We start from the raw sequence: 22,869 nt of genomic DNA, 5'->3' as shown, positions 1-22,869 counted from the left end.
ATGATGACAACCACATTTATCAATGGAATGGATATCTCGTTTCTGGATGAAATTGAGCAGGGTGGAGGAGCGTATTACAGCGGTGCTGAAGAGTCCGTTGAGAACGCTGAGGATTTGCTCTACATTCTGAAAGACAATGGCGTGAATGCCATCCGGCTGCGGATTTGGAATGATCCTCCGGGCGGCTTCTGCAATCTAGAACGTACGCTGAATATGGCTAAGCGAATTAAAGAAGCAGGACTTAACTTTCTGCTGGATTTTCATTATTCGGATAAATGGGCAGATCCTGCTAATCAATCGAAGCCAAAAGCTTGGGAGAACCTTGATTTTACGGGTTTAACATCAGCTGTGTATGAGTATACTCGTGAGGTTCTTGAGCTTTTGCAATCTCAAGGCACAATGCCCGACATGGTGCAGATCGGTAATGAGATTACTCCAGGCATGTTATGGAATGAAGGCAAGGTGGATGGAGAGTGGGATACTACGGAGCAATGGGAACAGTTCATTACACTGGTTCAAGCAGGAATAGCGGGCGCAAAAGCTGTTGCTTCTGATTTGTCCATCATGATCCATATTGACCGTGGTGCTGATCATCCAGCCAGCCGTAACTTTTATGATCGGTTTTTCGAGCATGGCGTAAATTTTGATGTGATCGGATTATCTTTTTATTCTTGGTGGCACGGCACGCTGGATGACTTGCGATCTAACCTGAATGAATTGGCGGTGCGGTACAATAAGGATATTATTGTTGTTGAAACAGCTTATCCTTGGACGCTGAATGCACCTGAAGGTTTCCCCTTAATAGTAAGTGAGGAAAAGCAGCTGCATGAAGGTTATCCGGCTACAGTAGAGGGACAGACTAAGTATATGAAAGATTTTATTAGTGTTATTGAGAATATACCTAACGGTAAAGGTATCGGGTTTTATTATTGGGAGCCAGCCTGGGTTCCTTCGCAAAAGGAATGGTCCGTGGGACATGAGAATGGTTGGTCCAATCTGACCCTGTTTGATTTTGCGGGAGGAAAATTGGATTCGCTCGAATTCTGACGTATTTAGGATTGAAACAAGAAGACAGCTTAAGGTTAATACCTTGAGCTGTCTTCTTTTTAATTTCCAGAAGAAGGATTGGCCTTTTCTGATACCTATAAACAAGCAATATTTCAGTATTTCAAGAAATTGATTCAGAGCAGCAAGAGTAAAAATAAGGCTTTACTCCCATACTACCGTTATCTTGGACCTGAGCTTCACCATAACCTTTAGGAGGAATGCGGATGAAACAACATTCTGCTCCCACCATCTATATACAGCTTAAAAATCGGGTGATGGTTCCCAAGGGTAAAGGTGTCACGTTGGGTGATATTGCTTTTTTGATAGCGGAGCCTGAGCTGAAAGAGTCGTTGGAGACAATTCTCTTAATGAAGCCGGAACAAAGTGACGGCAATCTGATTTTAATTGATCTGTTGATGGTTATCCCCCGGATATATGAACTTATACCGAATGCGGACATTGAACCGATCGGTGAAGGGAGGACGATTGTGCAGATTGAGAGTCAGGTAGAGAGACGGAAACCTTCGGTGGCGATGTTTGTTTTAGTGTGGCTGCTGCTTTTCTTTGGGTCTGCTCTGACAATTATGAACTTTCATGCTGATGTAAATATGCTGGAGGTACAAATTCGAATTGTGGAGATGCTAACGGGTCATCGGGATGAGCATCCCTATATATTTCAGATTGCTTATTCTCTGGGCATCGGGTTTGGGATGGTCATTTTTTTCAACCATTTATTTAAAAAGAAGTGGAATGAGGAGCCTACTCCGCTGGAAGTGGAAATGTATCTGTATCAGAAGAACATCGACCAATATGTCATCAATGAGGAATACAGCAAGATGAGGCGCCGCAGTGAAAACCAATCAGAGAATACGGAGGACTGAAGATGACGGCACCCATAGCACTGGGACTAAATTTGCTGCTGGGCATTGCGGGTGGTATTGCTGTAGGCGGTGGAGTGATCGCTCTATTTGTTGTGCTGGATATGGTGCCGCGTCTGGCGCAATTAACCTCTTCTTACGATAAAGTTCATTGGTATGAAGGCGCGATGGTAGGTGGATCTTTAGTAGGTACTGTTAGTGATTTTTGGAATTGGAAAATTACCTCAGGTCCTCTAGTTGAACTTGGTGTAGGACTATTTGATGGAATTTTTGTCGGGATGCTCGCTGCAGCATTGACCGAGGTATTAAATGTGCTGCCGATACTCGCTAAACGCTTAAATATGACACATTATCTATTCGGTCTGTTAATGGCGATGGTGAGTGGGAAGGTCGCGGGTTCTTTGTTCGACTGGTTTGTATACCGACAGTAAACAGGGGGTTAGGAAATGAGCAAGTTTATTCACAGCGGTGATTCTGCACCGGAAGATGACCATCTGGAAGATAATGCTGCAGCTGCTGCAGCAATGAAGACAACTGCAGAGGATCTAGTTGCAGATCACACAGAACCTGAGGGCGCTTCAGCTATCGGTGAAAGTGAAGATTCAGCGGAAAATTCTACAACATCTGAAACTAGCCAGGACCAGCAGGATGCAGAGGCATCAGCCGAATTAGGCACTGAGCAGCAGGATGCAGAAGTGACTGCGGAGCAGGGAACAGAACAGCAAGATGCAGAAGTGACTGCGGAGCAGGGAACAGAGCAGCAGGATGCACAAGCGACTGCGGAGCAGGGAACAGAGCAGCAGGATGCAGAAGTGACTGCGGAGCAGGGAACAGAGCAGCAGGATGCAGAAGTGACTGCGGAGCAGGGAACAGAGCAACAGGATGCAGAAGTGACTGCGGAGCAGGGAACAGAGCAACAGGATGCAGAAGCGACTGCAGAGCAGGGAACAGGGCAGCAAGATGTGGATGCGACTGCGAAGCAGGGAACAGAGCAGCAGGATGCAGAAGCCACTGCGAAGCAGGGAACAGAGCAGCAGGATGCAGAAGCATCGGATGAGCTCGGCAATCAGGAGCCAAATGAGCCGAGTAAAGGTTTTTTTGCCAGGTTATTTGGTATGGATTCAGAGGATTCAGAATCAGATGATGAGGCACAGGATCAGAATGCTCAGGCAGCAGGAGGAACAGGTAACGATGCTGGTACTGGGGAGGAGTCTCAAGCTCAACCGAAGCCTTCAAAGAAGCAGGCGCAGCAGCAGTCTCAGAACAAAAGTAAAGATAAGCTACAAAACAAACGCGATAGTGAGCATTCTAACTCATTAAAGGAATCCGTTATTTATTGGCAAGGCAATGATCATATCCCAGGTTCTCTACAAGAAACAAAAAACACGCTGACCGAAGTGATGGGGCTGGGAACAAGTTTTGATGTGACGTTTAGAGAAATGTCCTTTGGGGGACATAAGACAGCTTTACTCTGCTTAAGCGGATTCACCAACGAAGATGTGACGGATGAAATTCTGAAACGACTAACCTACCTTTCTTCAGAAAATTTGTCCGCAGGTGTATTAGGTAGCTTTATGAACGAATACATCCCTCATATTCAAGTTGAAGAGGGTAGTGTATTAAGCGAATGTTTCGATAAAGTATTAAAAGGAATGAGCGCACTATTTATTGAGGGTGAGAACAAAGTTATCCTAATGGATACTCGATCTTACCCCATGCGAAGTCCTGATGAACCCTCGATTGATCGGGTGGTGCGTGGTGCGCGCGATGGTTTTACAGAAACCCTGCTTAGTAATATTTCACTTGTAAGAAGACGGATACGTGATCCGGGGCTGAAGCTTGAAATGTTTCAAGTGGGACGGCGGACACGGACAGATGTCTGCGTGGCTTACATCGATGATATCGTTGATAAAACGCAAGTAACGTCAGTCATCGATAAAATCAACAGCATCGATATCGATGGTATTCCACTGGCGGATAAGCAATTGGAGGAAGCGATTATCGGCGGAGGGTGGAACCCTTATCCTATGGTGCGTTATTCTGAACGCCCTGACGTTGTAGCCTCCAATTTATTAGAGGGACGGGTCATATTATTCGTGGATACCTCGCCCATTGTAATTGTTCTTCCGACTACCTTTTTTGATCTTTGCCAGCATGCGGAGGAGAATCGCCAGACTCCTTTTATGGGGACATATCTGCGGTGGGTCCGTTTCATCGGCATCTTCGCTTCCATGTTCCTGCTCCCGTTATGGATGCTGCTTGTTATCCATCCTGAGTTAAAGCCTGCTATGCTGGATTTTATCGGGCCGCAAAAGACAGCGAGAATTCCTATTCTCGCTCAGTTTCTGATTGTAGAGCTTGGGGTTGATTTACTGCGGATGGCCGCCGTGCATACCCCAACACCTTTAGGCTCAGCGATGGGTCTGATTGCAGCCATATTGATTGGTGATATAGCGGTGCAGAGTGGTCTGTTTGTAAACGAAGTAGTACTGTATATGGCGGTAGCCTCAATCGGTATGTTCGCGACTCCGAGTTATGAGCTGGGTCTGGCGAACCGTATAGTCAGGCTTGTGTTATTAATTGCCGTAGCGGCGTTCCAGGTACCAGGCTTTATGATTGGCACGACGTTACTGACTATCTTCTTAACCACTCATCGGTCCTATAACTCCTCATATATGTGGCCGTTTATACCCTTTAATGCAAAGGCAATGAGTGAAATTCTATTGCGTAAACCGGTCTTAAGTTCGAAGGAAAGGCCGTCTTTTAACAAAACCAGAGACAATACCAGAATGCCGCCATCTCAAGAGAATGAGTAACAATCGTAGGAAAATACAAAACTACTGCAAATTAGTCCATTCAATGGAGTTCCCACTGTCTGTTATACTGAATACACTAAGACAGGGTGGAACCTTGATATTCCACAGAAATTGGAGGACTAAAGAATGTTTCTACACGGTACTAGCCGCATTAACGATGCTGGGCATTTGGAGATCGGCGGATGTGATGTAACTGAATTGAAAGCGGAATATGGAACCCCGCTATATATATTGGACGAGCAATTGGTTAGACAACGTTGCCGGGAATATATGGATGCTTTTAAAGCCTCCGGCCTTGGTTTCCAAGTAGCTTACGCAAGCAAGGCGTTTTCAGTAATGGCAATGGTTCGTTTGGCTGATGAAGAAGGTTTGTCACTGGATGTTGTATCCGACGGCGAACTATATACAGCTTTGCAAGCTGGCTTCCCGGCAGAACGCATCCATTTTCATGGCAACAATAAGACATCTGAAGAGATCGAAATGGCGATTGATGCCAAAATCGGCTGCTTTGTAGTCGATAATCTGGTAGAGCTTAACCTTTTGCAGTCCATTGCTGCACGTAAAGAAGTTAATGTAAACATCTTATTGCGGGTGACACCAGGTGTAGAAGCGCATACTCATGAATATACCGCAACGGGCCAGACAGATTCCAAATTCGGCTTTGATATCGGTAATGGATCGGCCTATGAAGCAGTGAAAGCAGCAGTCAGCAAAAAGAATATCACGCTGCTTGGTGTGCATTCCCATATTGGTTCGCAGATCTTTGAAACCGATGGTTTCCAGCTAGCTGTTGAGCGTGTGGCAACTTTTGCCCGCAGTGTTAAAGAAGGCTTGGAAGTGGACTTCCGTGTAGTCAATCTTGGCGGAGGTTTCGGGATTCGTTATGTCGAGGGAGATACCCCATTACATGTTTCTGAATATGTTGCAGCGATTACGGATGCAGTGAAGACTCATTTTGCTGGAATTTATAGTGCTTTGCCGGAAATTTGGGTGGAGCCGGGCCGTAGTATTGTTGGAGATGCAGGTACTACATTGTACACTGTAGGATCTAACAAGGACATTCCTGGCGTGCGTAAGTACGTTGCTGTTGATGGTGGAATGACCGACAATCCACGCCCTGCTTTGTATCAGTCTAAATACGAGGCATTGCTTGCTAACCGTGCTAACGAAGACGCAACTGAGACTGTCTCCATCGCTGGTAAATGCTGCGAGAGCGGAGATATGTTGATCTGGGATGTAGAGCTGCCGAAGGCTGAAAGCGGCGATTTGTTGGCTGTAGCCTGCACAGGCGCGTACAATTACTCCATGGCCAGCAACTATAACCGTCTTCGCCGTCCGGCTTTAGTATTCGTACAGAACGGACAAAGCGATCTTGTAGTGCGTCGTGAAAGCTATACGGATCTTATTGCCAACGATATTGTACCAGAGCGTATCGCCAAACAGACAGTTGTTGCTAAGTAATAGCCTGCTGCTGTAAGGTGGGTAAAGTTGAGCAGCATATAGAGCAAGCAGGAAAGTCTCCTGCTTGCTTTGCTTTGTGCGTGGTTTCATAGTAATATAATTGAGGTATTCTAAATTTGTTAATTTTGAAAGGGGTCATTTACATATGGCAAAGCAAGCGAAAATCACTCTAGAAAATGGCGGCGTAGTGCTGCTGGACTTGTTCGATCAAGATGCACCTAACACTGTAGCCAACTTTGAAAAGCTGGCAAAAGAAGGTTTCTACAACGGATTGACATTCCACCGTGTTATCCCTGGTTTCGTTGCTCAAGGCGGATGTCCTAACGGAACTGGCTCTGGCGGCCCAGGTTACACAATCAACTGCGAAATTAACCCAAACAAACATGAACGCGGAACACTTGCTATGGCACATGCAGGTAAGAACACAGGCGGAAGTCAGTTCTACATCTGCTACGCTCCACAACCACACTTGGATGGAGTACACACTGTGTTTGGTAAAGTAGTAGAAGGTATGGATCTTGTTGATGCTTTCAAAGGACGCGACAAAATGACTTCGGTAGAAATCATCGAAGCTTAAGATTTAATAGTTAAAAGCCAGTCTCCGAATATCGGGGCTGGCTTTTTTGTGTTGTTAAAGAATCCGCCTAACCTGTCTACGCCGTGAATTGCGCCGCTCTGGTAGCCAGAAGAATATCAAATACATAGCTAGAAACACAGTGAAGGCAAACAGCTCTTCAACAAGCAGGTAATAAGGATAAGGTCCAAAATAATCCAATACGGAATAGGTACTAGGTTTCTGGGATAGGAACATGTAGTTTGAGCCTAGGAAGTAATTAGCAGTCCAGATGCAGGCAGCCACAATATTGAGGCCGAGCATGGTGATGAGTAAAGATCTCCAAGTCGGCTTGTAGCCCTCAATCCAGGTCATGTAAAGAGACGCCAGAATAATAGAACCATGAGCTATAAAAAACAGGAGAAAGCGGAAATGAGGGAACGGATAAACTAGGTTAGGGGTGAGCAACGCAATAAATGCTCCGCCGATCCCGGCAAAGTAGAGAAAGGAATAAAGGGTTCGACTGCGTGAAATTAACATGATAATAGACAGCAGTAGAGTGATTCCACAGAGCTCGAACGGTAATGAGGAGCTGGAGCGCCAGATGTTCTGAGAGATGTACCACATTTGCAGCCCGGCTTCTGAGACTACAAGTAGTATGATTAGCAGCAAACGCACGCTTTGCCGAAGTCTTGAATCTGTACGAATTTCAAACCGTAAGCCATAGAGCAGTAGACAACTTAACGTAATGATAGACAGCGCAACCCAATGCGAAGATGAGAACATGATGAAATCCTCCGCGTGCTGGCGATCAAAAAAAGATGAAAGCTGCATAGACGAACCTCCTTTGAACGTGAAAACATCCATCAAAAATAAAGTTTGAGAATTTTAATAATCTTGATTCTAGATATCCATAAAATGGGTATATATGTATATGTTCTGTCAACTCCACCGCATAAGGAAGACTTTTCATTATATTAACATAAGATGGGGCGTAGGGCGCGGAATTACATATGAAGCTTTTGAACATGCAGGGGTGGAAAACAATTAGAACAAGAAAATGGAGGCAACAGGAACATGTTTAAGAAAAAAATAAGTGTAATGGTCATTATTTTGATGCTTGTGGCCCAATATGCCTATGGCATCGGATTTGCTCCGCAAGTAAAAGCGGCTGCGATTGATGACGAAAGAAATATCATCACCAGTGTTTCAATGGCTGTTTACGGGCCAGATGGAATCACGGTCACGAACAGCGTATACGAACGAGATGCTAATGTTACCTTGGATTATAATTGGTCTCTTCCTAAAAATCATAATTACAAGCAAGGTGACACTTTTACTTTTCAGCTTCCAGAACAGTTCCAGCTATTTAATGATTTTAACGGACCCTTGGTCTCTGAAGATGGAGATGTAGGGAGCTTTGAAGTGAGGCAAATTTCACATGAAGTGATAATGACTTTTAATGACTACATAGAAACACATGATGACGTGCAGGGAACGCTGCGGTTAAATACTAAATTCGATAAACAGAAAATCTCGGGCAGTACTATTCAGAATATTTTATTTCCCGTGAGCGGCGGTATTCAGACAGTGACAGTTAATTTTAAACCCAGTGTTGGATCGACTATAGAGAAGAGAGGTATTCCCGAAGGCTTCAATGCGAACCAAATATTATGGACTGTTGATGTCAATAAGTCTTTGGAAGCCGTGGGGAATGCCATTGTGACGGACCCCATCCCTTCAGGCTTATCATTAAATACTCCAGTCACAGTGAGCGTGTATCAACTGAGCATTCAATTGGATGGTTCAGTAACGGAAGGAGCATTGCTCGACACAAGCAAATACTCTGCAGAGCTCTCCGGAGGGTCATTGATTGTCCGTTTTACGGAGCCTGTGATTAAAGAGGCTTACCGTATTGTATATTCCACAGGGATTACTAATGACCATCAGCTAAGCTTCACCAATACTGCAACTTTTTCAGGAGATGGGCAAGAGCCTGCCAGCTCCTCTGCCACAGTGAATGTAGAACGTGGAGGAAGCTTGAAAAAGTATTCCACAAGCTATGATGGGGGCAAGCAGATCATTTCCTGGGCAATTGAATATAACTACAATGAAAAGAACATCCCGCAAGGAAACGCTGTGTTAACAGATTTGTTCGATGATTCTCAAGAACTGGTAGCCGATTCGCTAAAAGTATATGCTGTGCAGCTGGATTCTTCCGGTGGTGCAACGTTAGGCAAGGTTTTGACAAAGGATGTTGACTACACGGTTGTTTCCACGTCAGACGTTCATAAGTCTGGGTTTGTATTGCAATTTGCACACGATGTTACTTCACCATATCGAATCGAATATAAGACAAAAGCGATAAAACGCGTGTTTGAGGATGCCACCATAACTAATACAGTATCTGATAGTACGTATAGTGATCAGGCTACCCGATTAATCCGGTCTTCCATTCTTTATAAGACTTTATCAACCGTAGATTATCAGAATAAAACATTAGGCTGGAAGGTCACATTGAATAGTGATAATTACCCGATGAGCCATGTTACAGTTACCGAATCCTTCCCATTTGGCGGCCTAAAGTTTATTCCAGAATCACTGGTGATTAGAAATCTGAATGGGAATGTTTTAAATCCAAATAACTATGATCTAGTGTACAACTCACCTGTCGAGCCTAATAAAGGCTTCAAGGTAGTGTTTAATTCACCGATATCTGGTCTTTATACGATTAGCTATACTACAGAATTTAACAAGGATTGGATTTGGGCTAAAACTGAAAATTTCAATAACAAAGTTCGGTTAGACTGGATGGACACTACTGAAGCCTTACGCACGATAGAAGCAGAAGGGTTATTCATTCCTAGACCTGAGGCGAAAAGCAATGGATTTAAAGCGGGAGCCTACGATGCTTCAACTAAAAAAATTACTTGGACGATAGGCGCCAATTATAACGGCAAAACCCTCGAAGCTCCGGCGCTTGTTGATATTTTAAAATCAGGCCAGACCTTGGTTCCTGGTTCACTAAAAGTTTACACTATGAATATTGCAAAGAATGGTGACCCTACCAAGGGTACAGAAGTGAATCCTAATAAATATACCTATAGCGTAAATAGCGTAAATAGCGATAATGAATTAAAGGTTATTTTTACAGATAAGATTAACTCCGCTTTCTACATTGAATTTAACACAAGTCTTGAAGGGCAAATAATAGGCACTACTGTTGATAATAAAGCTAATCTCTATGATGGAGCAAAAGTGGTTTCCAAAGATTTGACCGCCTCCGTAAAAATTCCTTTTGGAGAGGATTATGTGCTGAAGGACGGTACACAAAACGGGGATAAAATCGACTGGAGCCTGCAAATTAACCGGGGGCAGTCTACTGTAAAGGATGCTCTAATCAAAGATACTCCTAGTGCTAATCAAATTTTGCTGCAGAATTCATTCCATCTGTATCCTACGGCTGTAGCTGTGAACGGAGATATCACGAAAAGCGGCCCTGAATTGATTCAGGGTATTGATTATAGCGTTGTTATCACAACGGATGCCGATGGAAAACAATCCTTTGAGTTAAGCTTTGCCTATGAAATCAGCAGGGCTTACATTCTCGAATATCAATCCCTGATTGTGGCTAACACTGGAGACAAAGTAATAAATACTGTACATTTCAGTGGTTTTAACGGCAGCGAAATAAGTAAAGAAACCTCTAGAGAAATTATTGTCGGGGTCTCCAGCGGTTCTGGCACAGGCAGCGGGGGAAGAGGCACTCTCAATATTAAGAAGTTAGATGCTGATGATAATTTAAAGGCGCTTGGTGATGCGACTTTTGCATTGTATCGACTAAATGGCACGGAACGTGTACTGATTAACAGTCTAACTACAGATGCAGAGGGTACAGCGACATTTAATAAAATATGGCTGGGTAACTATGTATTGGTGGAGACAGCAGCTCCAAATGGTTACGTGCTCGATACATCCGAGCATCCAGTGGAGATTCGTTCCTCGTCAGCGATTCAACTGGTGATTACGAATCAAAAAGCAGTGGAGCCCACGCCTACGGTAACGCCAGAACCAACCGGTGCTCCAACAACAACACCAGAACCAACCGTAACACCTGCACCATCAACAACGCCAGCACCGACGGTTTCTCCATCACCAGAAGCGACTGCTGCACCTACACCAATCCCTACAAGCAGCACATCTGGAGGTTCGGTGGTACCCACGTCTACAAGCTCGCCCGTACCCGAAGTAATTATTAATGATCCAGCTGTTCCTGCTGGTCCTGGAAATGCGGCCGATCCAGGATCCCTGACATCAACCGATGAGGGAACTCCTGAGCAAGAGATTACCGAAGAAGAAATTCCATTAGGAGAAGTTGATATCGACGATGAAGAAGTACCAAAAGGTACGGTGAACAATAGCACTTCGGGTGCTCCTCAGCTGCCGAAGACAGGTGAGAACAGTCCTTTGCCTCTGTATCTGTCGGGAATAGGGTTGATAACCATAGGATTTGTTATGAACCGAGTATTTAGACGTAGAGGTAAGACAGAGTGATCGGAGATTAGTGTGATTTAAGATTTTTTTGCAAAAGCACCCAGCATGATAAATGCCGGGTGCTTTTGTGCTTTTTTTTTGAAAATTTTATGGCTGATTCTTAAGTGTACCGGCGTTATCTGAGGTGCTTAGGTTATAGCGCAGCCATTCGCCTTCCTTTTCACTTGAGACATTCCAGCCGAGCTGTTCGGCAACAAAGGCTAGCGGGACTAAAACTTTTCCTCCTGCCAGTAGCGGCGCAGCATCAATGGTGAGAGCTTTCCCGTTCACGAGTGCTTTGACACTGCCCACTGTCATAGTAACGGTGTTCTCGGCGGAAGTAAGCGATACAGTTTTAGTGGCCGCATCCCACGTTATGGATGCACCCAGGGCTGTCCCGATATCTTTGGCGGGCAGCCATAATTCTTTATTTCCTTGCACTAAACGGATGTTAAGTGCTAGTGGTAATCCATTTACTTGTACACTGCTGCGATAAACTTTTCCGTTATTATCCATAACGGCGCTTTCCGCCTGTGATTCCAGCGAGCTATTAAGCGCCTTTATGTTGCTGGAAGTTACCCGATATTTGGAATTGTCCTGTCCGATAGCTTCTGCTATCCACGTGTTAACCTCACCATTATGATGGCTTAAATCCTTATAGAGGTCTAGGTTGAATGTCCAATCCGCTTCGGCTTGGAAATCGTATAGCTTCACATTTGGAAACTGTTCAAATTGCTCGAATATCCATTGCCGCATGAAAAGCTGATTGTTAAAGCGAACGGGATTGCTGGCAGACCAAGCGACCTGACGCATAACGCTGTAGGGTGGGTAGTAGAAATAAAACTGGACATCGGGATATTCCTCCAGCAGAGGACGGATATACGTATTAAAATAGCCCTTTACTTGCTCAATGCTTTCCTCGTTAGTACCGTAATCCAGCTCCTTGTCACAAGCCATTAGGTAAGATTCTGCAACGTATTGCTTGCCAAACACTACTTTGTTATCCCAGTTGTATAAATATTCCAAATTCTGGTTAGCTTCACCACTCAGGTTGTTTTTGATGCTGCTTATAAATTGTTTATATACAGATGAATTGAACCAGTATTTGTAGTCGGTCCACAGTTTACCGTCATACAGATAGTCAGGGAAATCTTCCTCATCTTCCGCTGTGGCGAGTTTCAAAGAGAAATAATCCAAACCCCAGAGCACTTGTTTTACTTTGCCTGTCTCCAAGGCGAGTTTGGCAATTTTATAATGCTCATCGACCGTGGATCCTTCCATAGATAACTTTAAGGTTGTCCCACCTAAGCTGGCATCTACTTGAGAGGGAAGAAAGTTCTCTGTCATAGACGTGCCGATGATAATATTGTCGTAGTCGTAATTTTTAGCTAAACCCGGATTCTGATAACGTTCTTCTTCTGACAAGAGTGGGGTATACCACGATGGACGGTGATAGAATTGTAATGGGTCGATAAAAGCAGTAATCAGCGCCGTTAGAAGCGCTAACAAGCTGAAACAAAGCAGGAAATAACCTATGAAACGTTTCGATTTAGTATGAATCCCGGGGGATTTACGTGGGTTGTTATTATTTTGAAGCCGTGATGCAAGCATCATCATTCCTCCTTACAGTTCTAGAAGTTAAAGTATAAAAAGGTTGTAATTCGGCTGAAGAATAACAGCGAGAACAAAATGATAAATGCCATTACAAATGCTGTTTTCCAGCTATACTGAAAATTACGTTTGTTCAACAGATGAAGGGGATTCCAGAGAATGATCGTCATTAAGATGAGAATCAGGATGATTGCCCATTTAAGCGATCCAATAGATTGCAAAGATACCCCGTTAAGTCCACTCATCCCTTTCAACAAACGAAATGCCTGCGATATATGTTCTGCACGGAAAAACACCCATGTGATGTTCACAAATATGAAAGTCAGCAACCATGATAACCATTTGGGAAGGGAGAAGCCCCAGCGTCCCCAACATTTCTCTACAGCTTGTCCTACTCCATGCAAGAGCCCCCACAGGATGAACAGCCAACCCGCACCGTGCCAGAAACCACCGAGCAGAAAAGTAATAATGACATTTCGGATCGAAATCCAGAAGCTTTTCCGGTTGCCGCCAAGTGGAATGTAGATATAATCTCTAAGAAAATGGCTGAGCGTAATATGCCAGCGTCTCCAGAAATCGCGGATGCTTATGGCTCGGTAGGGTTCATTGAAATTTTGCGGCAGATGGATGTTGAACAGCAGTGCTATTCCAATCGCCATATCGGTATAGCCGCTGAAATCATAGTAGATTTGTAAGGTATAGGAAAGGATAGCGACCCATGAATCTACAAAATATGTTGCAGCTGCAAAACCGTTATCAGCATAACCAGCTAGGGTATCCGCTAGGATGACTTTTTTTCCTAATCCGATGCTGAAGAAGAGGGTCCCCTTCCGTATGTTGTTCCAATTCCAAACCTTATTTCGCAGTTTATCGAATTGGGGCATCATATCCTTGTGATGAAGGATGGGACCGGAGATCAGATGCGGGAAAAAAGTCACAAATAGCGTGTAATTCAAAAGATTGTACTCACGCGCTTGGTTCCGGTAAACATCAACGAGGTAGGCGATTTGTGTAAAGGTAAAGAAACTTATGCCTAAAGGCAATATAAGATGGTGCAGAGAAAGGTTGCTTGCGGTTACCTCATTCCAATTTTCTATAAAAAAATCCGTGTATTTGTAATAGCTGAGTAATAGAATATTTGTGCTTAAGCTAAAGATTAGCAGCGGCCGGCGAAGCTTAGCTGTTGTGGAATGAATGAAATGGCCCATAACATAGTTAAATAAGATGGATAACAAGATTAGAGGGACATATTTTATGTTCCAATACCCGTAAAAAACTAAAGAGGCGAGGGTAAGCCATACCTTAGCACAGAGTGTGAGACGAAGACGATTCAGAATAAAATATCCGGCCAGCACGATAGGCAGAAAACCAAACATAAAGGGATACGAATTAAATAGCATAACAACAATCCTCACTTATAGCAGATTTGGTATGAAATCACTATAAGCCAGAGATCTTAAGGCTTTATGTTATGAAATCTTATCATTTTCTTAATGGATGAGATTGTACAAAAAAATCCCTGCAAGCATCATTCGCTCACAGGGAAAGAGGTTTCAAATTCAGTTTGTTTGCGTGTGCTTTTGGCTGTAATGGTTCCGCCGTGAAGCTCTGCAATACTCTTGGCTATGGCCAGCCCTAAGCCACTTCCGCCTGTCTCTCGGGAGCGGGATTTATCGACACGATAAAAGCGTTTAAATAAGTGGGGGAGGTCGGATGCAGGGATAGGAGTACCGTAATTCGTACATAGAGCAACTATTCTATCGTCTTTTCTAACAACAGAAATGTCTAGAATTTTTCCTTCCTTTCCGTATCTTACGGCATTGGTAAATAGGTTCTCATACAATCGCACCAGCTCGTCCGCATCTCCGTTGATAATCAGAGGAGCTGTATCTGTATGAATGCGGTAGGTCATATCTGCTTGTTCCAGTACGGGTGCAAATTCCTCAATCAGCTGTTCGAGCAGCTTGCCGAGATCTACAGGCTCAATATTTAGCGGTAATCCGCTGCTGCTGACGCGAGTGTATTCAAATAAATCGTCGATTAGCTTTTTAAGAGTCAAAGATTTCTCATAGGCAATATTCACATAATAACGCAGCTCAACCTCATTTTTATAACGATCCTTCTCCACATATTCAAGGAATCCGAGAACAGAGGTTAGTGGGGTTCGGAGGTCATGGGACACACCTGTGATTAGGTCGTTTTTGGCTTTTGCAGCGGCTCGTTCTTCCTCTATAGCAGATTTTAGCTTGCCAGCCATAGTGTTCATATTTTCAGCGAGCTTTCCGAGTTCATCCGTACCTGTTACCGGCACCTTGAAAGACAAATTGCCATCCGCAATGGCCTGAACTCCGCTCGTAATGTTATGAAGATTCTTAGTTGTATTTCTGGACAGTTTTAGGATGAAAAAAATAAATAAAGGAATCCCTATAAGAATCACAACTGGCGTTGATCCAATGGTATTGATCACCCAGAGAATGAGTCTGACTCCCCAAAAGGAGCGTGAAGGATTTAACCACAGCAATAGTGAAGTGCCATAATAGCCGCCCATTAAGATTAAAGCGGTGAGTGCTAGGCTCGTTAAGCTGAAGCCAACTATTTTCCAGGATAGGGTATCGAATCGTTTAAAGTTCAACTAGAAGGACCTCCTTTTTCCAGTTTGTAGCCAACGCCCCATACCGTTTTTAAGTATTGTGGTTTACGCGGATTTTCTTCTATTTTTTCTCTGATTTTACGAATATGCACCATAAGGGTATTGTTGCTTTCCAGGAATTGTTCTTTCCATACTTTGGCGTAGATCTGCTCCATGCTTAGGACTTGTCCCTTATTACGGGCGAGCAGCTCTAGAATCGCAAATTCTCGCGGGGTAAGCTTAACTGGGTGATCATCCACACTTACTTCATGCGTAACCGAATTAATAACCAAGCCATCAATGATGATTTCATCCTGTTTGGCGTTTAGATCTGCCATGTAATTTCGAGTTCTGCGCAGCTGGGATTTAACACGGGCAACTAACTCCAGCGGACTAAAAGGTTTCGTAACATAATCATCTGCACCTACGCTTAGTCCGGTGATTTTATCAAGTTCCTGCCCTTTAGCAGATAACATGATGATCGGAAATTTTTGCGTTTCACGAATTTTAATACAAGCCTCGATGCCGTCCATATTAGGCATCATGATATCAAGAACCATGAGGTCTATAGTCTCTCTATTGATAATTTCGAGTGCTTCCAGCCCGTCTTTGGCAGTTAACAGCCGGTAACCCTCGTTCTCCAGATAGATCTGCATTAGTTTAATAATCTCGGCTTCGTCGTCCACCAATAGCAGCGTTGCGTTGTGCATTTCTCAGCGTCCTTTCTTGCTTGTAAAGCGCAATTCTTGCTATAAGAAGTATACAACATTTTCTTGTTTGGCAGCCTCATTTGAAGACCAGTGAAGGCAAAGGTACTGTATAGCAGCTAATAAATTAGTGGAATAAAAGACCAAATCCCCCACAGCATTATGTCAGTTTGTTTTTTCTTTTAGCTTGCTCTGATTACTGTGCCTCAATCCATGTTTTGATCTGTGGATAATACATTCTCAGCCATGGCTCTAACATGTAAGAAGAAAAATTCTTAAACCTTATTTAACAGGAAACTTCTTAACAGCGGTGGCAGGTAAAAGTAAAGGGAAACTTAATAGTTTCTTAACAAGTCTTAAGAATTAGGAAGCTACTATGCTATAATAATTTCAAATTATATATGTTGGGGGTTATTTGGAATATGTGGAAAGAATTCAAAGCTTTTGCCTTAAAAGGAAATGTTCTTGATTTAGCGGTTGCGGTCATTATTGGAGCTGCATTCGGAAAGATTGTAACTTCATTAGTAAATGACATTATTATGCCAATTGCAGGTTTGCTTACGGGTGGTATAGATTTAAAGGACCGGGTGCTTGAAGTCACTACGGACCTGAAAATACCTTACGGACTATTTTTACAATCGGTTGTGGATTTCTTTATTATTTCGTTCTCCATCTTTCTGGTGATCAAGCTCGCCAATAAATTTCAGCGCAAAGAAGCCGTTAAAGTTGAAGTGGTAGAGACTCCAGCACCTGCAGAGGATATCGTGCTGCTTACGGAAATTCGTGATCTTTTGAAACAACAAGAACGTGGTTTGTAATCCTGAAATATAACCAAGAAGCGCCAGGAGTCCTTGTCCTGGCGCTTCTTGGTTTCCTTTTATAAACTCAGTACAATCTATAATCTAGTTACAAATTTTAAGTAAATATAATAAACGCACTTGCATTTCGCTGGTGTAAGTGATAATTTTGTTAGTAAGGAAAACTTGAATCTCAATTAAATAAAGGATCAATCCTTCAGGGCAGGGTGTAATTCCCTACCGGCGGTGATGCTGTTGTAGAAGTAACTTATTCAGTTCATCTACAGTGCTCAGTCCGCTACCCGGCTCGCGTTGTTGACGCGAACGGTGGACCTGGTGAAATTCCGGGACCGACAGTATAGTCTGGATGGAAGAAGGAGAGGTTGACTGCTTGTCTGCAATGGACTGGCGGATCGCAGTGTTTTCATATAATCATGTGCGATATTTCACAATACCCGTCGATTGACGGCTATTTAAGCACACTTTTATTTGGACTGCCGATGAACTCTCGCATAACCCATCTTGAACTCCTCCTGGAGAATGAGATGGGTTTTTCTGTTTTTTTAGCTTAAGAATTGACAGCAGTGGATAGGAGGAAGAGATGGACAACATGAATGATGAGTTTTATATGTCGCTAGCACTGGACATGGCCGAACGTGCCCAAGGACAGACGGGAATTAACCCTGTTGTTGGCTGCGTTGTGGTGAAGAATGGAGCAATGATTGGACTCGGAACTCATTTACAGCGAGGTACGGGGCATGCCGAGGTGCACGCCTTGAATATGGCAGCTGGGCAGGCACAGGGTAGTACGGCATATGTCACACTAGAACCGTGCAGCCATTATGGAAAAACTCCACCTTGCAGCCAAAGGCTGATCGATGAAGGGGTAGCTAGGGTTGTAGTTGCTTGTGAAGACCCCAACCCCCAGGTGGCAGGAAGAGGAATCCAAATGCTGCGTGACCAAGGGATTGAGGTCGAAGTAGGTTTGTTGCGTGATCGCGCGCTTCGATTGAATGAGCGTTTTATCAAATATATTTTGACAAAACAACCTTTTGTTACGCTGAAGAGTGCAAGTACACTTGATGGCAATCTAGCTACCAAATCTGGTGACAGTAAATGGATTTCGAATGGGGAAGCGCGGGAGATCGTACATACGCTGCGGCATCGGCATCAGGGCATCATGGTCGGTGTGAATACAGTGATTGCTGATAATCCCTCTCTGACAACAAGAACAGAAGTGCCTGGCATTAACCCGACGCGGATCATCATTGATTCCGGGCTACGTATTCCTCTGGATTCGGCAGTTGTATGTGATGGTCTAGCGCCTACACTTATTGTAACAACCGATGCTGCAGATCCTGCTAAGAAGGCTGCACTGCTGGAAGCAGGCGTTCAAATCGTTGTGTGCGGAGCAGGTCCAAGAGTGGATCTGAAGGCGGCCATGATATCCCTTGGCGAAATGGAAATTGGCTCTATTTTACTGGAAGGCGGGGGGACGCTGAATGGTGCGATGCTGGAGAGCGGGCTAGTGGATCGTGTGATTCTTTTCTTCGCTCCAAAAATTGTCGGCGGTGGTGCAGAAGCGAAAGGGACTTTCGTATTTCCGGGTGTAGAGCTGATGAAGGATGCGATCTCACTTGAAGGATTGGAAGTAAAAGTGCTAGGAGATAATGTATGTATCAGCGGTACTCCGGTACGCTAACAAAAGCTATGCAAGAAGTGAATTTGAGGAAGTAATGCTTTTTAGGAGGGATATCATGTTCACCGGATTAATTGAAGAGGTTGGTGTTTTGCGCAGTGTCTCCGCCGGTGGGGAAATGATGGTGCTGAATATTGCCGCTTCGGTCATCATGGATGATCTAAAAATCGGTGACAGTGTGTCCGTCAATGGGGTTTGTCTCACGGCGACAACTTTGGGCGATCATTCCTTTACAGTGGATGTAATGCCGCAGACCTACCGGAATAGCAATCTGAAGGAGCTGAAGCCCGGCAGCCGGATGAATCTGGAACGAGCGATGGCAGCCGGCGGGCGTTTTGGAGGGCATATTGTCCAAGGACATGTTGATGGCACTGCCATTATTAAAAGTGTAAAACGTGATCAGAATGCTGTTGTATTCGAGATTGCACCGGATCGTAAATCACTATTTAAATATATTATCCCCAAGGGATCGATCACGATCGACGGCATTAGTTTAACTGTAGTGAAGACTACAGCAACATCGCTTGCAGTGTCCATTATTCCGCATACGTTAGGGGAAACAGTTCTGACGCACAAACGGGCCGGGGATAGTGTGAATATCGAGTGTGACGTACTTGGCAAATATGTAGATCATTTATTGCATTATGGCTCAGCCGCCCAAGATGAGGAAGGCGAGAGCCGCTCCGGGATTAGTCATGATTTTTTGGCGGCGAACGGGTTTGTTTAAATAAAGAGTTTGCTTACGAAGAAGGGAATAATCTTTCGTAAAGCTTTTAGGAGGATAGGATCATGAGCGAGCAATCGAAAAAGGAAAGTGTCTTGGATCCGATTGAAGAAGCAATATATGACTTAATGCGCGGTAAAGTCATCATTGTAGTGGATGATGAAGATCGTGAGAATGAAGGGGATTTTATAGCCCTTGCTGAACGTGCGACACCAGAGGTCATCAATTTTATGATTACTGAGGGACGTGGATTGGTTTGTATGCCTATTACCCAGGAGCGTGCGGCAGAACTTGAACTGCAAGCTATGGTAACCCACAATACCGATAATCACGGTACGGCTTTTACCGTATCTGTTGACCATAAAGATACAACCACTGGGATCTCTGCGGGGGAAAGATCTTTGACCGTTAAAGCCATGATTGATCCAAAAGCGAAACCTGCTGATTTCCGCAGACCGGGGCATATGTTCCCGCTGATTGCGAAAAAAGGTGGCGTTCTGCGCCGCTCCGGACATACGGAGGCTGCTGTTGATCTAGCGCGGATGTGTGGCGCTTATCCAGCCAGTGTCATTTGCGAGATTATCAAGGAAGATGGCTCAATGGCCCGCTTACCTGATCTAATCGAAATTGCCCGCAAGCATGATCTTAAGCTGATCAGTATCAAGGATCTTATTCATTATCGCAACGAAAAAGAACAACTCGTCACACGCGAAGTGTCTGTACGACTTCCTACCGATTTTGGAGATTTCCAGACCATTGCTTATACAAATGAAGTGGATGATAAAGAGCATGTAGCTTTGGTAAAAGGCGATATTTCCGGCGATGAGCCAGTGCTTGTACGTGTACATTCCGAATGCCTGACTGGTGATGTATTCCACTCCCATCGCTGTGATTGCGGCCCGCAATTTGAAGCTGCACTGCGGCAGATCGAAACTGCCGGTAGGGGCGTGTTACTCTATATGCGCCAAGAAGGCAGAGGCATTGGCCTTATCAATAAGCTTCGGGCTTACAAGCTGCAAGAGGAAGGTCTTGACACTGTAGATGCGAATCTAAAGCTTGGTTTTCCAGCAGATCTGCGTGACTATGGAATTGGAGCACAGATTCTGAAGGATCTGGGTGTGCGCCAAATCCGTCTGCTCACGAACAACCCGCGTAAGATCAAAGGGCTGGAGGGTTATGGGTTGGAAGTCGTTGAGCGCGTGCCGATACAAATGCCGGAGAACAAGGACAACACCAATTATCTCCACACGAAGCAAGCGAAGCTTGGACATATGCTGTCTTTTGACGATATTGAACAAAATGAGGATTCGAAAGCTTAACCATACATTATAAAAAACGAAGGGTAGATGATGGATATGCCGAAATATTTAGAAGGTCACTTAGTTTCTGAGGGGTTAAAATACGGAGTTGTTGTAGGACGTTTTAATGAATTTATTACCAGCAAGCTTTTGTCAGGTGCACTTGATGCCTTTAAACGCCATGGTGTTGGTGATGATGAAGTGGATGTTGCTTGGGTTCCAGGGGTATTTGAAATTCCGTTGATCGCGCAAAAAATGGCTGAAAGCGGCAAATACGACGCTGTAATCACCTTAGGAACGGTTATCCGTGGTTCCACTACACACTATGATTATGTATGTAATGAAGTTGCCAAAGGAGTAGCCGCTATCAATCTTAAGACCGGCGTGCCGACCATTTTTGGCGTAGTCACTACTGAAAATATTGAACAGGCCATCGAGCGTTCAGGAACCAAAGCAGGCAATAAAGGCTGGGATGCTGCGACTGCTGCGATTGAAATGGCGAATCTTAACAAACTGTTTAAGTAAGTCAGCTATTGACGAATCAGTCGAATTCGTGCTTATTTATAGTATAAGAAGAAAGCATGGATTATAAGAGCCCTTTCTACTTGTGTAGCGTCCAGACGGGCGCTGCACTTTACTTTTTTTGGCGGGAGGATGCTTCGTGACTGTATTGTACAAGCTGGAGACGTTTGAAGGTCCGCTGGATCTGCTCTTGCATTTAATTGATAAGGCGGAAATCGACATCCAGGACATTCCGGTCGCCGAGATCACCGAACAGTATATGGAATACCTGCGTAGCATGCAGGAGCTTGAATTGGATATTACGAGTGAATTTCTCGTGATGGCCGCTACCCTTTTATCTATAAAGAGCAAGCTATTGCTGCCCAAACCACCGGTCATTGAGATCGATGATTTTGAATATTACGAAGAGGATGAATTTGATCCACGAGCTGAACTTGTTCAGCGACTGATTGAGTATCGTAAGTTCAAGAGTATTGCTGTACATTTAATGGATATGGAGAGCGAGCGGAGCTTGATTTTTACGAAGGAGCCTGAGGATTTGGGTCCATTCGTGCCAGAAGAGATTGATCAAACGCTAAAAGGACTACATACCTCAGACTTAATAGCCGCTTTTCGTAAAGCGCTAAGTAAGGCTGCCAGAAGGTCTTCTTACCAGCGGATCACCCGGGATGAAATATCGGTAAAAGATCGTATACGTGATGTATCAGATGCGCTGCAGCGCAGAGGAACAGGCGGTAAGCTGCATTTCTCGGCACTGCTTCACGATGAAATGGCACGGCACGAAATCGTAGTTACTTTTCTTGCGATTCTGGAACTGATGAAAATGAAGGCGATTTTTTGCTACCAAGAGAAATTGTTTGATGACATCGTAATGGAGTGGAGAGGAGGAGAACACTTCAATGGATTACAAAACGCTGAAATCGATTATTGAAGGCCTGCTGTTTCTATCAGGGGATGAGGGAATCTCCGTACGCCAAGTGGCTGAAATTACGGAACAGCGCCCAGAGCTTGCGGCCGGAGCCTTAGAGGAACTAAAAGAAGATTATGTAGCACAGGAGCGGGGCTTACAGGTAGTGCAAATTGCCGGGAATTATCGGCTGGCTACATTGCCTGATCATGCCCACTATTTTGAGCGTCTGGCCTATTCACCATCCAGATCAACCTTGTCTCAGGCTGCCTTAGAGACTCTCGCAATCGTGGCTTATCGCCAACCGATTACGCGGGTGGAGATTGAAGAGATCCGAGGTGTGAAGTCGGAACGCGCAATTCATACGCTGAATAACAAGGATTTGATTCATGAGGTTGGTCGTGCGGAAGCGGTAGGCCGGCCAATTTTGTACGGGACGACTAAATCCTTCTTGGAGAGCTTTGGTCTTGCCAGTCTAAAGGATCTGCCGGAACCGACAAATTTTGAGTCCACGGATAATTTGGAAGAAGAGACACAGCTATTGTTCAATAAGCTGGATACTCAAATGACTTTTGAGGATGTCGAGCTGCCTTAGTTCGTACGAGAACGCTAATAATTGTATTGAAGGGACTGCCCTTAAACCATTTATGTGGTTTGGGACAGTCCCTATTTTTATTTAAACTCATA

19 protein-coding genes and 1 riboswitch are annotated in these 22,869 nt (G+C 44.4%); of the genes, 14 read left to right on the top strand and 5 right to left on the bottom strand.

The annotated features are described in order from the left end of the window. The 6 genes from NSQ55_RS20870 (at window position 1) to NSQ55_RS20845 (ending at window position 6,779) form a co-directional block, all read left to right on the top strand. Window positions 1-1,047, top strand: a complete 1,047-nt coding sequence (locus NSQ55_RS20870; RefSeq protein ID WP_339168905.1) for an arabinogalactan endo-1,4-beta-galactosidase — start codon at window positions 1-3, stop codon at window positions 1,045-1,047. A 224-nt stretch (window positions 1,048-1,271) separates the two neighbouring features. Next, a complete protein-coding gene (locus NSQ55_RS20865; protein WP_036676129.1) occupies window positions 1,272-1,928 on the top strand; it encodes a stage V sporulation protein AA in 657 nt (218 codons plus the stop codon). A gap of 2 nt (window positions 1,929-1,930) precedes the next feature. Further along, on the top strand, window positions 1,931-2,356 hold the full coding sequence (locus NSQ55_RS20860; RefSeq protein ID WP_036676132.1) for a stage V sporulation protein AB: 426 nt from the start codon (window positions 1,931-1,933) through the stop codon (window positions 2,354-2,356). Window positions 2,357-3,040: 684 nt separating this feature from the next. Next, window positions 3,041-4,741 carry a spore germination protein gene (locus NSQ55_RS20855; protein WP_076127621.1) on the top strand — a complete coding sequence of 567 codons (1,701 nt, stop codon included), beginning with the start codon at window positions 3,041-3,043 and terminating at the stop codon, window positions 4,739-4,741. Between the two features lie 126 nt (window positions 4,742-4,867). Beyond that, complete coding sequence (lysA, locus tag NSQ55_RS20850; RefSeq protein WP_036676133.1) at window positions 4,868-6,202, top strand: diaminopimelate decarboxylase; 1,335 nt, start codon at window positions 4,868-4,870, stop codon at window positions 6,200-6,202. 145 nt (window positions 6,203-6,347) lie between these two features. Further along, complete coding sequence (locus NSQ55_RS20845) at window positions 6,348-6,779, top strand: peptidylprolyl isomerase (protein WP_036676135.1); 432 nt, start codon at window positions 6,348-6,350, stop codon at window positions 6,777-6,779. A gap of 54 nt (window positions 6,780-6,833) precedes the next feature. Here the strand turns inward: NSQ55_RS20845 and NSQ55_RS20840 are convergent, their stop codons facing one another. Next, window positions 6,834-7,589 carry a TIGR02206 family membrane protein gene (locus tag NSQ55_RS20840; RefSeq protein WP_076127434.1) on the bottom strand — a complete coding sequence of 252 codons (756 nt, stop codon included), beginning with the start codon at window positions 7,587-7,589 and terminating at the stop codon, window positions 6,834-6,836. A 243-nt stretch (window positions 7,590-7,832) separates the two neighbouring features. Here NSQ55_RS20840 and NSQ55_RS20835 point away from each other — a divergent pair, with 243 nt between their 5' ends. Continuing rightward, entirely contained in the window at window positions 7,833-11,309 is a 3,477-nt protein-coding gene (locus NSQ55_RS20835; RefSeq protein WP_339168902.1) for a collagen binding domain-containing protein, read from the top strand. An 87-nt stretch (window positions 11,310-11,396) separates the two neighbouring features. Here the strand turns inward: NSQ55_RS20835 and NSQ55_RS20830 are convergent, their stop codons facing one another. From NSQ55_RS20830 to NSQ55_RS20815, 4 genes are all read right to left on the bottom strand, one after another. Next, a complete protein-coding gene (locus NSQ55_RS20830; RefSeq protein WP_339168900.1) occupies window positions 11,397-12,905 on the bottom strand; it encodes a stalk domain-containing protein in 1,509 nt (502 codons plus the stop codon). Between the two features lie 14 nt (window positions 12,906-12,919). Continuing rightward, complete coding sequence (locus tag NSQ55_RS20825; protein ID WP_076184053.1) at window positions 12,920-14,299, bottom strand: MBOAT family O-acyltransferase; 1,380 nt, start codon at window positions 14,297-14,299, stop codon at window positions 12,920-12,922. Between the two features lie 128 nt (window positions 14,300-14,427). Then, window positions 14,428-15,531, bottom strand: a complete 1,104-nt coding sequence (locus NSQ55_RS20820) for a HAMP domain-containing sensor histidine kinase (RefSeq protein ID WP_076184051.1) — start codon at window positions 15,529-15,531, stop codon at window positions 14,428-14,430. Beyond that, complete coding sequence (locus NSQ55_RS20815; protein ID WP_076127445.1) at window positions 15,528-16,238, bottom strand: response regulator transcription factor; 711 nt, start codon at window positions 16,236-16,238, stop codon at window positions 15,528-15,530. The genes NSQ55_RS20820 and NSQ55_RS20815 overlap by 4 nt, the downstream gene beginning before the upstream one ends. 419 nt (window positions 16,239-16,657) lie before the next feature. Here NSQ55_RS20815 and mscL point away from each other — a divergent pair, with 419 nt between their 5' ends. From mscL to scpB, 7 genes are all read left to right on the top strand, one after another. Beyond that, on the top strand, window positions 16,658-17,053 hold the full coding sequence (gene mscL / locus NSQ55_RS20810; protein ID WP_076127447.1) for a large-conductance mechanosensitive channel protein MscL: 396 nt from the start codon (window positions 16,658-16,660) through the stop codon (window positions 17,051-17,053). 188 nt (window positions 17,054-17,241) lie between these two features. After that, window positions 17,242-17,415: riboswitch (FMN riboswitch) on the top strand. Window positions 17,416-17,633: 218 nt separating this feature from the next. Continuing rightward, a complete protein-coding gene (ribD, locus tag NSQ55_RS20805) occupies window positions 17,634-18,734 on the top strand; it encodes a bifunctional diaminohydroxyphosphoribosylaminopyrimidine deaminase/5-amino-6-(5-phosphoribosylamino)uracil reductase RibD (protein ID WP_248548480.1) in 1,101 nt (366 codons plus the stop codon). A gap of 55 nt (window positions 18,735-18,789) precedes the next feature. Beyond that, window positions 18,790-19,458, top strand: a complete 669-nt coding sequence (gene ribE, locus NSQ55_RS20800; protein ID WP_076127451.1) for a riboflavin synthase — start codon at window positions 18,790-18,792, stop codon at window positions 19,456-19,458. A gap of 62 nt (window positions 19,459-19,520) precedes the next feature. After that, window positions 19,521-20,774: a bifunctional 3,4-dihydroxy-2-butanone-4-phosphate synthase/GTP cyclohydrolase II gene (locus NSQ55_RS20795; protein WP_076127453.1), complete on the top strand. Its 1,254-nt coding sequence runs from the start codon at window positions 19,521-19,523 to the stop codon at window positions 20,772-20,774. A 36-nt stretch (window positions 20,775-20,810) separates the two neighbouring features. Next, window positions 20,811-21,278 carry a 6,7-dimethyl-8-ribityllumazine synthase gene (ribE, locus tag NSQ55_RS20790; protein ID WP_036676377.1) on the top strand — a complete coding sequence of 156 codons (468 nt, stop codon included), beginning with the start codon at window positions 20,811-20,813 and terminating at the stop codon, window positions 21,276-21,278. A 136-nt stretch (window positions 21,279-21,414) separates the two neighbouring features. Then, window positions 21,415-22,206, top strand: coding sequence for a segregation/condensation protein A (locus NSQ55_RS20785; protein ID WP_036676147.1), 792 nt, complete (start codon window positions 21,415-21,417; stop codon window positions 22,204-22,206). Next, window positions 22,175-22,777, top strand: a complete 603-nt coding sequence (scpB, locus tag NSQ55_RS20780; protein WP_036676149.1) for an SMC-Scp complex subunit ScpB — start codon at window positions 22,175-22,177, stop codon at window positions 22,775-22,777. Before NSQ55_RS20785 ends, scpB begins: the two co-directional genes overlap by 32 nt. Window positions 22,778-22,869: the final 92 nt, after the last annotated feature.

It is taken from the genome of Paenibacillus sp. FSL H7-0943, from assembly GCF_037963265.1.
Lineage (GTDB): Bacteria > Bacillota > Bacilli > Paenibacillales > Paenibacillaceae > Paenibacillus_AQ > Paenibacillus_AQ odorifer.
The sequence above is the reverse complement of the archived record's forward strand: the minus strand, read 5'-3'. Positions and strand labels throughout refer to the sequence as shown.

Excerpts from the sequence above, each read along its gene's own strand:
- NSQ55_RS20870 (WP_339168905.1), top strand. The coding sequence starts at position 1 with ATGATGACAACCACATTTATCAATGGAATGGATATCTCGTTTCTGGAT.
- NSQ55_RS20865 (WP_036676129.1), top strand. The coding sequence starts at position 1,272 with ATGAAACAACATTCTGCTCCCACCATCTATATACAGCTTAAAAATCGG.
- NSQ55_RS20860 (WP_036676132.1), top strand. The coding sequence starts at position 1,931 with ATGACGGCACCCATAGCACTGGGACTAAATTTGCTGCTGGGCATTGCG.
- NSQ55_RS20855 (WP_076127621.1), top strand. The coding sequence starts at position 3,041 with ATGGATTCAGAGGATTCAGAATCAGATGATGAGGCACAGGATCAGAAT.
- lysA (WP_036676133.1), top strand. The coding sequence starts at position 4,868 with ATGTTTCTACACGGTACTAGCCGCATTAACGATGCTGGGCATTTGGAG.
- NSQ55_RS20845 (WP_036676135.1), top strand. The coding sequence starts at position 6,348 with ATGGCAAAGCAAGCGAAAATCACTCTAGAAAATGGCGGCGTAGTGCTG.
- NSQ55_RS20840 (WP_076127434.1), bottom strand. The coding sequence starts at position 7,589 with ATGCAGCTTTCATCTTTTTTTGATCGCCAGCACGCGGAGGATTTCATC.
- NSQ55_RS20835 (WP_339168902.1), top strand. The coding sequence starts at position 7,833 with ATGTTTAAGAAAAAAATAAGTGTAATGGTCATTATTTTGATGCTTGTG.
- NSQ55_RS20830 (WP_339168900.1), bottom strand. The coding sequence starts at position 12,905 with ATGATGATGCTTGCATCACGGCTTCAAAATAATAACAACCCACGTAAA.
- NSQ55_RS20825 (WP_076184053.1), bottom strand. The coding sequence starts at position 14,299 with ATGCTATTTAATTCGTATCCCTTTATGTTTGGTTTTCTGCCTATCGTG.
- NSQ55_RS20815 (WP_076127445.1), bottom strand. The coding sequence starts at position 16,238 with ATGCACAACGCAACGCTGCTATTGGTGGACGACGAAGCCGAGATTATT.
- mscL (WP_076127447.1), top strand. The coding sequence starts at position 16,658 with ATGTGGAAAGAATTCAAAGCTTTTGCCTTAAAAGGAAATGTTCTTGAT.
- ribD (WP_248548480.1), top strand. The coding sequence starts at position 17,634 with ATGGACAACATGAATGATGAGTTTTATATGTCGCTAGCACTGGACATG.
- ribE (WP_076127451.1), top strand. The coding sequence starts at position 18,790 with ATGTTCACCGGATTAATTGAAGAGGTTGGTGTTTTGCGCAGTGTCTCC.
- NSQ55_RS20795 (WP_076127453.1), top strand. The coding sequence starts at position 19,521 with ATGAGCGAGCAATCGAAAAAGGAAAGTGTCTTGGATCCGATTGAAGAA.
- ribE (WP_036676377.1), top strand. The coding sequence starts at position 20,811 with ATGCCGAAATATTTAGAAGGTCACTTAGTTTCTGAGGGGTTAAAATAC.
- scpB (WP_036676149.1), top strand. The coding sequence starts at position 22,175 with ATGGATTACAAAACGCTGAAATCGATTATTGAAGGCCTGCTGTTTCTA.